A 13,378-nucleotide genomic window follows, 5' to 3' on the forward strand; every position below is an offset into this window, starting at 1 on the left:
AACACCTCCCCTTATGACATCCTGAGACCAAGGTGTTTTTTCCACACTTTTTACATGCTTTATCCACACTTACTACATGTTTTTCCATGCTTTTTCCATGCTTTTTCCATGTTTACACTACATATTTACCTGTTTACCTGCAAAATCCTTAGGGGCTGCTGATGTCTTCCCGGGGGCGCAGGGTTGGGAAAAGCAGCACGTCCCTGATGGAAGGAGAATCAGTTAACAGCATAACCAGCCGATCGATTCCAATACCTAACCCTCCGGCAGGGGGCATGCCATATTCCAGAGCAGTAATAAAGTCCTCATCCATCATATGAGCTTCTTCGTCTCCCGCCGCTCTCTTTTCCACCTGTTTTTTAAACCTTTCCCTCTGATCAATGGGATCATTCAATTCCGTAAAAGCGTTGGCAATCTCACTGCCCGCCATAAATGCCTCAAAACGATAGGTAAAACCAGGTTCATCCTTCTTACGTTTGGCCAGAGGGGACACCTCCAAAGGATAATCCATGATAAACGTGGGCTGCACCAGGTGCTTCTCCACATAATTTTCAAAAAACATGTTTATAACTTCTCCCCGCACAGTATCATTAAAAACTTCCATCTTATGCTGCCGGGCCAATTTTAAAGCTTCCTCATCAGTTTTAATCTCATCAAAATCAAAACCTGCATATTTTTTTATAGAATCCAGCATGGTCATCCGCGGCCAAGGGGGGGTTAAATCCATTTCATTACCCTGGTATGTAATCTTCAATGTACCAAAAATCTTTTCCGCCACATGGGCAATTAGACTTTCCGTAAGCTTCATCATATCGAAATAGTCTGCATTGGACTGATAAATCTCTATGGAGGTAAATTCCGGGTTATGTTTGGTAGAAATCCCTTCATTTCTAAATATTCTCCCCAATTCATAAACCCGGTCAAATCCACCCACCAGGAGCCTCTTCAGATGAAGCTCTGTTGCAATTCTTAAATACAGGTTCATATTCAACGTATTGTGGTGGGTAATAAAAGGCCGGGCACTGGCTCCACCGGTTATGCTGTGCATAGTGGGAGTTTCTACTTCCAAGAAACCCTCCCGGTTTAAAAAATCCCGGATGAATTGGATTATTTTGCTCCTCTGAATGAATACCTTCTTTACCTGGGGATTCACAATTAGATCCAGATACCTCTGCCGATATCTAAGTTCCACATCCTTCAAACCATGCCACTTTTCCGGAAGGGGCCTTAAGGATTTGGCCAACAGTCGAAATTCTAGAATAGAAACTGTAACCTCTCCCCGGCGGGTCTTAAATACCTTGCCCTTCACACCGATAATATCACCAATGTCCAGGAGACCATAACATTCATAGTTATCTTCCCCCAGATCATCCAGACGGGCATAAATCTGTATCTGTCCGCTCTCATCCTGAAGGTTTGCAAAAGCCGCCTTGCCGTGGCCTCTGGTGGTCATAATCCGGCCACAAAGGCTTACCTCTTTTCCCTCCAGCTCCTCAAAACCCTCCAGTATTTCTTGCGCCTGATGTGTAACCAAATATTTCTCTCCATAAGGGTCCATTCCCCGGTCATCAAGTTCTTTCAACTTTTCATGCCTTCTCAATATCAATTCGTGAACAGTTTCCTCGCTCATGACACAACCTCCAGCAGATATATTGGTGTGAACGTTTTTTCGTTCCGGATATAATATTATCTTATTTAAAGCACGGATTAAAGGGTTTATCAAGAAATATTTGGGAAACTTTCATATTTAGTCAGTTTGGCTTATTTTTTTATGCTTAGAATCTGATATTTGATATTTCCTGCCGGAACGGAAACCTCCACAATACTGCCCACGGGCTTGCCAAGAATAGCTTTTCCCACCGGTGATTCATTAGAGATCTTATTCTCCCCAGGATTTGCCTCTGCTGTCCCTACAATAGTATAATCAACATCCTCATCAAATTCTAAATCCTTCAAAGTAACAGTGCTGCCTACACTGACATTATCTGTATTAATTTCACCCTCATCAATTAATATAGCATTCCTCAGCATCTTCTCAAGGGTTATAATCCTTCCCTCAATAAAGGCCTGTTCGTTTTTCGCATCCTCATATTCAGAATTTTCGCTAATATCACCAAAATCAATAGCTATCTTAATTCGGGATGCTACCTCTTTTCTCTTAACTGATTTTAATTGCTCCAATTCCTTTTCTAGCTTTAGTAAACCACCGTGAGTAAGAATAACTTCTTTGCTTACCATCCACTGATTTCTCCTTTACATGGGATTTACCCTCGTATTAATTTAAAGTAAAACCTTGTTCTATGATCTAACCCCACTTTTCCTAAATCAAGTATATGTCAAGAGCCATTAATTATTCGAAAAGCAGGATTATTATTATATGACTAAATAGGTAAAGATATAAATATAGTGTCAAGGTTTTCCTTGACACTTAAAAAATATCCGCTGATAAATTGCCCACAAATTTTTAACTATTATAAAATACAATATCAATAATGTCAAACAACAACAGTTTTAAATTTTCAAATATTTAGGAATCATATGAATCATTACACTATTTTTCAAATTGAAATATTATTCGTTGCCGATATCCCTTTTTCCTGCCTTACAAAAATTAAAAAAATTTAAAATTTAAACAGGTATTCCTTTTTTTTGCAGGGCTCTTTCCCTGATCCCTTTAATTTGTTCCGGCTCAACCGCTTTTTCAAAACTTCTAAAACCTGCTAACTTAAACCCGTGTTTATCAGCTAAATTGCTTATCACATCAATTTGGGGGACCCTTATATCCCTGCCCAATGAAAAATTTTCATGTCGATTTTCCATAGCTAAAATCATAGTTTCCGCCATACAGGCGTAAGAGGTTTGGGGGGGGAATCCGAAATTAAAGTTAAAGTTTGCATCCTCTCCGGGCACCCGGACCACGCCCCCTTCGATGACTAAAATATCATCCCGCAGCTCTGCTACTTTTTTTGAAACATCCCGGGGGCGGGCCACATCACACACTACCGCACCAGGCTTTAAATCATTTACATCGATTACCGCCTCTGCAGAACCGGTAACAGTTACAATAATGTCTGCGGCAGGAACCGCTCTTTTGAGATTGGAGGTAACCTTCACTGCCAAACCGTTCTCCGACATAATCCGCTGTGACAAAGCATTAAGCTTCCTCTCATCCCGGGCCAGCAGAGTAAGAAATCCAGCCTCCCGGGCCAAAATACGGGCTGCCGCACTGCCGATAGAACCGGTAGCCCCCACAATGAGAATTTCCGCCCGGTCCATATCCACTCCCATCAAACGGGCTGCTTCCTTAGCCCCCTGAAGCGCCGTAGCTACCGTGTAACTATTGCCCGTTGTAACTGCTACCTTTAGATTTTTGGCAATGGTAATGCCGGCATCGCCCACCACAGAGGTCATAGCCCCCAGGCCGATAATTTCCGCCCCCAGCTCCTCTGCCTTTTGACATGATTTAATAATCTTCTCCAGTACATAATCCTCCGGTAAGGTGACCATCTGCCTGGAGGTAAGGGAACAGGAAACAAACCAACCGGAGGTCTCCCCATGGGAGGATTTTATTCCAGTAATTTCCGAAACCTTCATGGGAGGCACTATCTTTACAACCGCCTCCACCAGTTTTTTAGGCCAGCGGCGCATAAATTTATATTTACGATAAATATCCTCCAGCTCAATGGGGTGAATTATAAACGCAAATTTGCCCAATATATTAAACTCCCTTCATTGATAGTTATTATAATATCCTTTTTGTATCCCTTTAATTACGGATTTAACAACTCTACCCGTGGAGCAAAGTTAATTTCAGACAGCAGTTTACTATATTCCCCCGGAGTAAGCTCAGTAGTTTTTCCAGAAGCAGCCACCAGCAGAGCTTCCATTACATTGGTCCCAAAGGACCTCCCTTGGATTTCCGGGGTAGTGGTAACCAGATATTTAATTCCCCTTTCTTTTAGCATCTGAACGTCCTCAGAGGTCACTGTGTTAGTGATAATAGACTTACCCTCCAGGCCAGGGGGCATATTCCTGCGAATAAAATGATAATCCCCGGCAATGATATCCGCCTTTAGATAATACTGGCTAAATTTTGGTTTCACTTCCTCCTGCTTAGAGCCGGTAGGATAAAGATATTTAAAGGGGAGCAGCCTGACAAGAGGCACCAACACTTTAGCAACACTATACATGGTTTTCATCTTCCTTAAAGGAATAGGAAGTCCCAACACAAACATTAAGTCCCCCAAAACCAGCTTACATCCCAGAGAATCCAGGGACTGAGCCATGCCAAAGCGGTCCATGGCACATACAATCAGCACTTTAGTCTCAGGGCCAATCAAAGAAGTATTTTCCTCCAAATATTTTATAGCTTTTCGTTCCAGGGTATTTTTCAGGCCGGAACCATCTAAAATTGGGGTTAACTGAACCGCAGAAACCACCTTTATAGCTTCTCTCAGAGTATAACGCTTTTCTCCGGCAAATATATATAAGTCCATTCCTCCCAGGCCAAAAGCATCTACTTTACCGTCCAACTCTCTAAACATCCTGATCATAGCTTCCATGTCTCCATTGGTGCCAATCCGTTCCACCTTATATTTTTCACCTAAGAGTTCAATTTCTACACTGTGATTTCGTTTAGAAGAACCCAAACTTACACTGATTACATGTTTCAAATAAATAACCTCCTCCGGTCAAATAACAGCTCAATTTAAAGAGGAAATAACACTTTTCAGTACTCCCGGCTCAACATACACATCTTCTGTCAGGGGAGACCTGCCGATTTCCAGGGAAACCACTTCCTTATCCAGAAGGGATTCCACAATTTTAATCCTTTCATCAGAGCCCAATATAATAACGGTATCATAATCCCTCAACTCCCCAATGATATCCATCAAGTAATTTAAGAGTTCAACACCGCTTCTATTGTTTAATAATAACCGCCTCTCAATCTCAGTCAGCAGTAAAACAAAATCAATCCCCTCTCCCTGAGCCATCTCTTCCAGCTCTTCTTTGTTTTTCACCGGAAAACCGATCAAGGCTATTTTGCCCCCCCGGCGAACTTCACCAACGTTCTCCAAACGGGAAATAAAACTACGGTCCAACCCCAAAATCTCCGCCGTTTCCCTTTGAGAACTTCCCTTAGATCTCAGGTTCATTATCCTGTCAATCATGGAATATATTTTTTCTTTACTAACCAACTTATTGCCAATTCTTACTAATTCCATTTTTGCTTGTGCCCTGATTCAATCTCTCAGGAATGCTCCTTTCCACAATTTATAATAGTGCACAATTTTGTATACAAAGTTTATCATGGTTATGTTTTATCACATTCTGGGTGATTTATCAATATGTGTTGGAATAAAAATAAAAATCCCCCCACAGGAGGAATATATGTTCACAAAAATTCACTTTAATTATTCCTTGATTTTGGCTAATACTTCCTTCATGTCCTTAACACTCTCACAGGTATTAATCTCCCTGCGAAGAGCTGCCGCCCCCGGAAATTCTCTAAAATACCAGGAGGCATGCTTTCTCATCTCCCTGACCCCAATTCGTTCCCCTTTTAAATCAACCAGCAGAGATAGATGCCTTAAACAGGTTTTCAATACCTCCCTTACAGGAGGGCCGGGTAAAAGATTTCCCGTTTCCAGGTAATGCCGGCATTGTTGAAAAATCCAGGGGTTTCCCAGAGCACCACGACCGATCATTACCCCATCACAGCGGGTCTCTTCCATCATCCTAATGCAGTCAAGAGGGCCGCGGACATCTCCATTCCCAATCACTGGAATATTAAAGCTGGCTTTAATTGCCCCAATAATTTCCCAATCCGCTTTTCCACTGTAAAACTGTTCCCGAGTCCTGCCGTGTACCGTAATCCAGTGCAGCCCTGCTTCTTCGGCATAACAAGCCAGGGAAAAAACAGCATCATCTCCCTCTGACCAACCCTTTCTGACTTTTAGGGTAACCGGTACCTTAACAGCTTTAGACACCGAGTCTATAATAACCCGGGCCAGGGGAAGATTCCTCATAAGAGCTGCCCCATCCCCATTTTTTACAATCTTTGGAGTAGGACAGCCCATATTCAAATCAATCAGGTCAAATCCAGCTTCCACCCCGACACAGGCCGCTTCAGCCATTAGTACAGGATCAGACCCAAATAACTGCAGCGCTATGGGCCTCTCTTCTTCCCGGAAACAAATAAGTTCCAGAGATTTTTTGGTTTTCTCCAACAGCCCCCGGGCGTTAACCATTTCTGTAAAAACCAGGCTGGAGCCCAATTTCCGGGCAATAGTTCGGAAAGCTGAATTAGTTACCCCAGCCATGGGGGCAAGAAATATTAGGTTATCTTGTTTCATATGTTTTTTATCCATTTATATAATTTACCGCTTTTTATCATCCGCTTATGTAATTGACTTTCGTAATCGGCTTATGTAATTTTTCACTTCTGTAATTGACTTATTTAATCGGCTTTATGTAATCAAATTATTTAATTAATCAAATAATAATTAGAAAAACCATCGGTTCCAATCTATCCGTTTACCCTTTTCATTTGTTGCATCTCCGGCAGCACGAATAGTTCTTCCTGAGGCACCTGCAAAATTTCCGTCATTTTTTTTAAAAGTTCAATGTTAGGGTATTTTTTCCCTCTCTCAATGTTGCTCAGCATACTCACTGAAATCCCCAGCCTATCAGCCATATTTTTCTGAGTAAAACATTTTAACCGGCGCAGCCCTCGGATCCGTTTTCCCAGCAGCAAAGACACGACTCACACCCCTTTCGATATATTTTTTAGCTTGTTCAACAAATATTTTACTGATATTACAATAATATTACTATTTTGTCAAAAAGTCAAAAGAAATCGCCAAATAAGACATTATATGAGCATATCTTTTAAGAAAAGCTAATAATTAAATCTTTAACCAAAATTAATAAGTACTGTAGAGGTATTTATCTTTTTATATGTAATTAGTAAAATACAAATCAAATTATCTGCAAGGATATCCCTAGAAAATTTAAAGGAGTGGTTAATATGTCTGGAGAATGGCAAGTTAAAAACATATACCTTCACCTGGTATGTTTTGTTACCCTGATGATGATTATCGGGGGAATAGTCAGCACCTTTAATACTGGACTGGAAATGCTTTTTCCCTGGAGGCATTCCACCTCACTGATGGATATGTATCTCCATGAAGAGGCCCCTCATGACCCCTATAGTGAACTGCCAAAACTGCAGGAACACCTGAAAGAAAATCCCCCGGATTGGCAGCGCCTGGAGGAAGTGAGGACAGCCCGGGAACAGCGGGAGGCTGATTCTAACCATATATATAAGCTCAGGACCCTGTTGGGTTCTCTGGCACTGTTTATAATACCCCTGCCCTTTTATTACTACCATTGGAAAAAAATAAAACCGCAGGTTGAAAATGCCGGGGGAGGTGTTGACTATGAAAGTTAAATGGAATCTTCAACAAATTTATTTTTACCTGGTATGCTTTGTCACTTTAATTATGATTATCATAGGAGCAGTTAACACTGTGCGTTCTGCCGTAGATTTCCTACTTCCCGACCCTGCGGCTGCAGATGAAAGTTTTTATTATTCAAAGTTCACTGGGGTGGAAGGCAGAAATCTAAATGAGCAGCTGTTTGACCAGGAGATCGTAGAAAAAGAATTAAGCAGGCAGGAGAAAATAAATCGTACAAACTCCAACAACCAATCGGTCCGAAGCTTATTGGGAGGGGTTATCCTGATTTTGGTGGCGGGACCCGCATACCTTTATCACTGGCGGCAGATTCCGGGACTGGAAAGCCACCCGCCCCAGGAATAAAAATCCAAAAAAAAAGCCGGGGTTTAGTGCTAACCCCCGGCTACACCACATCTTTAAGCTGTTCCCACTTTCCACATCGTCCTCCCCAGCGGGCAATAACCCTGTCATCCATAGATATATTTACCACTTCACACAGGTTAGGACAACCTTTACATTCAAAACTGCTGGCCTTATAATTCACTTCACTAACGGAGAAACCCCGAAAACTGGTTTTCCCTTTATAGTTCACTTCCATTTTAGCCAACAGTGCCGCCCCAATGGCTCCCATCACATCATAATATTTAGGGACAATCACCTGAGTTTCCAAAGCCTTTTCAAAGGAGGCCTTGATTCCCTCATTAGCTGCCACACCTCCCTGGAAAACCACCGGAGACTGAACATCTTTCCCTTTACCCACATTATTTAGATAATTCCTCACCAAAGCCTCACAAAGGCCGGCGGTAATATCTTCAGTTTTATATCCCATCTGCTGTTTGTGAATCATATCTGACTCCGCAAAGACTGAACAGCGTCCGGCGATTCTGACAGGGCTTTCACTCTTCAAAGCCATTGCACCAAAATCTTCTATGGCAATATTTAACCGGGCAGCCTGGTGATCCAAAAATGAACCGGTCCCGGCGGCACAAACCGTATTCATGGCAAAATCAATAACAATACCATCCCGCAGCAGAATAATCTTAGAATCCTGCCCACCGATTTCCAGAACCGTTTGAACCTCCGGCACCACATGGGATGCTGCCACCGCATGGGCTGTAATCTCATTCTTTACTGTATCGGCTCCCACAATCACCCCGGACAGAGTTCGGGCGCTGCCGGTGGTGCCCACCCCTTTTATTTCTATTTCCTTTTCAATCCTTGCTCCAATTTCCCGAAGGCCTTCCTGTACAACTTTTATGGGCTGCCCCTGAGTCCTAACGTAAAGGTCCGTTAATACCCTTCCCTTTTCGTCGATAACTACAATATTGGTACTGACTGAACCTACATCGATACCCATATAACCGTCCAAAATAAAAAACCTCCCTTATCCGTCGCTTCCCCTATTAAATAATTATTTAACTTATGTAAAAATGATTAGAAAGGCCCCGTGAAACACAGGGACAATTTTCATTGAAAACTTTCCTATCCTCCAACTGAAGCTTTTTCTTTTATTTTATCTATATGTGAGCATTTTTTTATATCATACCCTAATAAAAACATTTTTATCAAATTTTTTTCGAGAGGCCAAACATTACCAAGGTTGTCAAAGTTGTCAACTTGGGGACGGTTCTTCTGACCACCGAATATAAATCCATTTGTTGGATTCCCGGCGCTTCGAACCGTCCCCTTGACAACTTCCTTGGCAACTTGGGGAGATTGGAGGCTATTTGAAGTCGTAGCCCCTTTGGAAGGCTTTTTCGTTAGCTTCAAGGATTTTGGCCGGCAGTACAGCCTTTAGGGCTTCCTGCCAGCATCCCCGGTCAAAGTTCATATGGCTGGCCAAAAGGCCCAGCAGCACCACGTTGGCCGCCTTTTCATTTCCTGACTCCCGGGCCAGCTGAAGGGCATTTAGGGAAAAGGTTTCCGGTACATTTTCCTTCAACCGTTCCAGAATCCCTAAAGGATAACTTTTAAGTCCTAGAATCACCGGAACGGGGGAGATTTTTTGAGAATTCACAATCACCTTACCCCCCTGCCTCAGGTAAGGCAGCCACCGCCAGGCTTCCAACTGCTCCGTAGCTAAAATAATATCCGCGCTCCCCACCTCAATGAGGGGGGAATGTATTGTATCCCCCATGCGCAGGTGAGTCACCACACTGCCCCCCCGCTGGGCCATCCCGTGTATCTCCGACAGCTTCACTGTTAAACCGCTGCACTGGGCCGCATAAGCTATAATCCGGCTGGCCAGGATAGTCCCCTGACCGCCAACTCCCGCCAGCAGTAGATTAATGGTATTATTCACCGGCTTCACCTGCTTTCTCAATGGCGTCAAAGTCGCAGACCTGGATGCACAGTCCGCACCCGGTACACTGTTCCTGCGTCACTCGTACTTCCTCCGATTGAGTGTCGTTCACCATGGCCGGGCATCCTAAATCAACACAGTTGGTGCAGTAGACACATTCCTCATTCACCTGAGCAGGAGCATCCTTTTCTTTTACCGTCAAAGCACAAGGGCTTCTAAAGATGATTACCGAAGACTCCTGAACACCAATTTCCTGAGAAACTACCCTTTCTACTTCCTCCAGGTTCAAGGGATCCGCCAACACCACCCGGTCAATACCTAAAGCCTTAACAATACCCTCCAGATCTGCAGGCTCTCCCGGTTCCTTCTTCAGAGTTCGCCCGGTCCCCGGATGGTCCTGATGCCCTGTCATGGCCGTAGTACGGTTATCCAGTATAATTAGGGTGGAGGACCCCAAGTTGTATACAACATCTAATGTCCCCGTAAGACCCGAATGGAAAAAGGTTGAGTCGCCAATTACAGCCACTACCCTCCCCTTTAGGGTGGGATCAGCTTTCTCCATCCCCAATGCTGTCCCTATGCTGGCTCCCATACAAATACAGCTGTCCATGGAATCCAAGGGAGGCAGACATCCCAGGGTATAACAGCCAATATCCCCAGTTACAATTAAGTCAAGCTTTTTCAATATATAGAATACTCCCCGGTGAGGACATCCGGCACACATCACCGGAGGCCGCATGGGAATTTCCTCAAGGCTATAATCTTTAAGCGTTAGAGGGGCAGGCTTTTCTTTTCCGCCAATCCTCTCTAAAATCATGGAAGCGTTGATTTCCCCAGTGAGAGGGAAGATTTCTTTCCCCACTGCCTCCAGGCCCAAAACCTTCACTTCTTCTTCCAGAAATGGTTCCAGTTCTTCTACTACATAAAGCTTCTTCACTCCGGCAGCAAATTCCCGAACCAGTTTTTCCGGAAAAGGATAGGGCATCCCCAATTTCAGGCAGGAGGCATCGGGAAGTGCTTCCTTAACATACTGATAACATATGCCTGAGGTAATCACCCCAATCTCTCTATCTCCCCATTCAATCCGGTTTAAATTACTTTCCTGGCTGAATTGTTTAAGCTCCACCAGTTTTTCCTCTAACAGCTGATGCCGCACCCGGGCATAAGCGGGAATCATCACATATTTTTGAGAAGCCTTATGATAGGGTTTCAGCCCTTCTTCTACCCGTTCCCCCAGGGTTACTTCACTCATGGAGTGGGCAATCCGGGTGGTGGTCCTAAGCATCACCGGAACATCAAACTGCTCACTTAAATTCAGAGCGGCTCCCACAAAATCTTTAGCCTCCTGACTGTCGCTGGGCTCCAGAAGAGGAACCTTGGCAAACCTGGCAAACAACCGGTTGTCCTGTTCATTCTGGGAGCTGTGCATCCCGGGGTCGTCTGCAGAGATTAACACCATCCCCCCGTTGACTCCGGTGTAGGCAAAAGTCATCAGCGGGTCCGCCGCCACGTTAACCCCTACGTGCTTCATGGCTACCAGGGTCCGGGCCCCAGCCAGGGAGGAACCGATCCCCACCTCCAGGGCTACTTTCTCGTTACAGGACCACTGGGCATATATATCTTCATATTTAGTAATATTCTCCAATATTTCGGTGCTGGGTGTACCCGGATAAGCAGCCGCAACCTTAACCCCGTGCTCATAGGCCCCCCGGGCGATAGCTTCATTTCCTGTCAGTATTGCCTTTTTCATTCATTGCCCCCCTTTAACTATATTTGCCTTTTATCTATCACTCTTTTAGCCTTACCTTCGCTCCGTTGGATGGTCTTAGGTTCCACCAGCTTAACCCGCACATCAATAGAAAGGACCGTGTTCAATTTTCCCCGAATTTTATTCTCCATGGCCTCCAGGTCTCGGAAACTGCCGGTAAACATTTCTTTTTCCATCTCCACCTGCACTTCTATGTTGTCCAAATGGCCCTTACGGTCCACAATAATCTGATAAATAGGGGCCAGCCCCTTAACTTCCATTAAGACACTCTCGATCTGAGAGGGGAAAACATTAACCCCTCGAATAATCATCATATCATCAGTCCTGCCGGTGACCTTTTTCATCCGGGCGGTGGTGCGGCCGCAGGCACAAACGTCATCCCATAATATAGAAATATCCTTGGTGCGGTATCGAATCACCGGGAACCCTTCTTTAGTCAGAGTGGTAAAGACCAGCTCTCCCTCCTGACCAAATCCCAGGCTTTCCCCAGTTACCGGGTCAATAATTTCCGGTATAAAATGGTCTTCAGAAATATGCAGCCCCTTAAATTCCAGACACTCCCCGGAAACCCCTGGGCCGATAATTTCACTCAATCCATAGTTATCCGTGGCAGTAATCCCCCACTTGGCCTGGATTTGTTCCCGCATGCTTTCAGACCAGGGTTCAGCCCCAAAAAGCCCAATCCTCATCTTCAGCCTGTCCAAATCAATGCCCGACTCCTGGATTACCTCCGCCATGTACAGTGCGTAAGAAGGGGTGGAGACCAGCACCGTAGTCCCGAAATCCTCCATGAGCATAATTTGACGCCGGGTATTACCCACCGAAGCAGGGATAATGGTGGTCCCCACCTTCTCCAGCCCATAATGCAGGCCGAACCCTCCGGTAAACAAACCGTATCCAAAGCAAATCTGAACCACATCCTCCTCCGTAACCCCCGCCTGGGATACAATCCGAGCAATAAGTTCCGCCCAGGTGTTTAAGTCTTTTTGGGTATATCCCACCACAATAGGTTTACCGGTGGTGCCCGAAGAGGCATGCAGCCGGACAATCTTATTCATAGGCTCTGCAAAAAGCCCAAAGGGATAATTATCCCTCAGGGCATCCTTAGTGGTAAAAGGAAGCTTGGATATATCCTCCACTCCCTTTATATCTGTTGGTTCAATTCCCTCCTGCTCAAAAAGCTGTCGGTAAAAAGGAACTTGATCATATACCCTCTGGACTACCTTAACCAGTCTTTCACTCTGCAGGCCCCGCAGCTGTTCCCGGTCCATACACTCGTATTTCTTATCCCAAATCAAATTTCAAACACTCCTTTCCCCTCTGCCGATAAAAACTTTGACTAAAGCGCCTATCAACACAAAAACGTAATCTCTTCTTATAACTGATACACTTTTTCTTCATCTACCACTTGGATACCATTACTTTTCAGAACCTCCACGGCCTTATCACAATCCTCTACCCGGAAAACCACCAGGGCATTCTTGGTGCTGGTATTCCCCACAAAGGCATACAAATACTCAATGTTAACACTCTGCTTTTCCAGAACCTCCAGAACCTGCCCCAAACCCCCGGGCTTATCCGGAATGCATACGGCAATAACATCAGTTTCCGTTACCACAAAACCTTCCGACCTTAAAATGTTATACGCTTCCTTGGGTTGGCTTACGATGATTCGTAATATGCCAAAATCTGTAGTATCCGCTATAGACAAAGCCCTGATATTAATGTTATTTTCTCCTAAAACCTTGGTCACCCGGGCCAGACGGCCCGATTTATTTTCTAAAAAAACTGACAGCTGATTAACCTTCATAAACATCCTCCTAAAAAATTATTTAAAGGGCTTTTTCC

14 protein-coding genes are annotated in these 13,378 nt (G+C 44.3%); 2 read left to right on the plus strand and 12 right to left on the minus strand.

Going from position 1 to position 13,378, the window contains the following annotated elements; all coding sequences use genetic code 11:
* Window positions 1–148 precede the first annotated feature (148 nt).
* From lysS to HUE98_RS15745, 7 genes are all read right to left on the minus strand, one after another.
* On the minus strand, window positions 149–1,630 hold the full coding sequence (gene lysS, locus HUE98_RS15715; RefSeq protein WP_241421538.1) for a lysine--tRNA ligase: 1,482 nt from the start codon (window positions 1,628–1,630) through the stop codon (window positions 149–151).
* Window positions 1,631–1,761: 131 nt separating this feature from the next.
* The gene (greA, locus tag HUE98_RS15720) at window positions 1,762–2,238 is read right to left on the minus strand and encodes a transcription elongation factor GreA (protein WP_241421539.1); all 477 of its coding nucleotides are present in this window, start codon (window positions 2,236–2,238) and stop codon (window positions 1,762–1,764) included.
* Window positions 2,239–2,628: 390 nt separating this feature from the next.
* Window positions 2,629–3,714 carry a shikimate dehydrogenase gene (locus HUE98_RS15725; protein WP_241421540.1) on the minus strand — a complete coding sequence of 362 codons (1,086 nt, stop codon included), beginning with the start codon at window positions 3,712–3,714 and terminating at the stop codon, window positions 2,629–2,631.
* Between the two features lie 56 nt (window positions 3,715–3,770).
* Entirely contained in the window at window positions 3,771–4,673 is a 903-nt protein-coding gene (locus HUE98_RS15730; protein ID WP_241421541.1) for a quinate 5-dehydrogenase, read from the minus strand.
* Between the two features lie 30 nt (window positions 4,674–4,703).
* Window positions 4,704–5,225, minus strand: coding sequence for a COG3415 family protein (locus HUE98_RS15735; RefSeq protein ID WP_241421542.1), 522 nt, complete (start codon window positions 5,223–5,225; stop codon window positions 4,704–4,706).
* Between the two features lie 189 nt (window positions 5,226–5,414).
* A complete protein-coding gene (gene dusB / locus HUE98_RS15740) occupies window positions 5,415–6,356 on the minus strand; it encodes a tRNA dihydrouridine synthase DusB (protein WP_241421543.1) in 942 nt (313 codons plus the stop codon).
* Between the two features lie 173 nt (window positions 6,357–6,529).
* Window positions 6,530–6,763: a helix-turn-helix domain-containing protein gene (locus tag HUE98_RS15745; RefSeq protein ID WP_241421544.1), complete on the minus strand. Its 234-nt coding sequence runs from the start codon at window positions 6,761–6,763 to the stop codon at window positions 6,530–6,532.
* A 267-nt stretch (window positions 6,764–7,030) separates the two neighbouring features.
* Here HUE98_RS15745 and HUE98_RS15750 point away from each other — a divergent pair, with 267 nt between their 5' ends.
* Window positions 7,031–7,453, plus strand: a complete 423-nt coding sequence (locus tag HUE98_RS15750; RefSeq protein ID WP_241421545.1) for a hypothetical protein — start codon at window positions 7,031–7,033, stop codon at window positions 7,451–7,453.
* Window positions 7,443–7,823, plus strand: coding sequence for a hypothetical protein (locus HUE98_RS15755; protein ID WP_241421546.1), 381 nt, complete (start codon window positions 7,443–7,445; stop codon window positions 7,821–7,823). The genes HUE98_RS15750 and HUE98_RS15755 overlap by 11 nt, the downstream gene beginning before the upstream one ends.
* Before the next feature lie 40 nt (window positions 7,824–7,863).
* Here the strand turns inward: HUE98_RS15755 and HUE98_RS15760 are convergent, their stop codons facing one another.
* The 5 genes from HUE98_RS15760 to HUE98_RS15780 all read right to left on the minus strand — a co-directional run bounded on the left by HUE98_RS15760 (window position 7,864) and on the right by HUE98_RS15780 (window position 13,340).
* Window positions 7,864–8,829: an acyl-CoA dehydratase activase gene (locus tag HUE98_RS15760; RefSeq protein WP_241421547.1), complete on the minus strand. Its 966-nt coding sequence runs from the start codon at window positions 8,827–8,829 to the stop codon at window positions 7,864–7,866.
* Between the two features lie 354 nt (window positions 8,830–9,183).
* Complete coding sequence (locus HUE98_RS15765) at window positions 9,184–9,762, minus strand: indolepyruvate oxidoreductase subunit beta (RefSeq protein WP_241421548.1); 579 nt, start codon at window positions 9,760–9,762, stop codon at window positions 9,184–9,186.
* Window positions 9,755–11,512, minus strand: coding sequence for an indolepyruvate ferredoxin oxidoreductase subunit alpha (gene iorA, locus HUE98_RS15770; protein WP_241421549.1), 1,758 nt, complete (start codon window positions 11,510–11,512; stop codon window positions 9,755–9,757). The genes HUE98_RS15765 and iorA overlap by 8 nt, the downstream gene beginning before the upstream one ends.
* A 17-nt stretch (window positions 11,513–11,529) precedes the next feature.
* A complete protein-coding gene (locus HUE98_RS15775) occupies window positions 11,530–12,828 on the minus strand; it encodes a phenylacetate--CoA ligase family protein (RefSeq protein WP_241421550.1) in 1,299 nt (432 codons plus the stop codon).
* Between the two features lie 77 nt (window positions 12,829–12,905).
* The gene (locus HUE98_RS15780) at window positions 12,906–13,340 is read right to left on the minus strand and encodes an ACT domain-containing protein (protein WP_241421551.1); all 435 of its coding nucleotides are present in this window, start codon (window positions 13,338–13,340) and stop codon (window positions 12,906–12,908) included.
* Window positions 13,341–13,378: the final 38 nt, after the last annotated feature.

It is taken from the genome of Candidatus Contubernalis alkalaceticus (assembly GCF_022558445.1).
Classification (GTDB): Bacteria; Bacillota; Dethiobacteria; order SKNC01; family SKNC01; genus Contubernalis; species Contubernalis alkaliaceticus.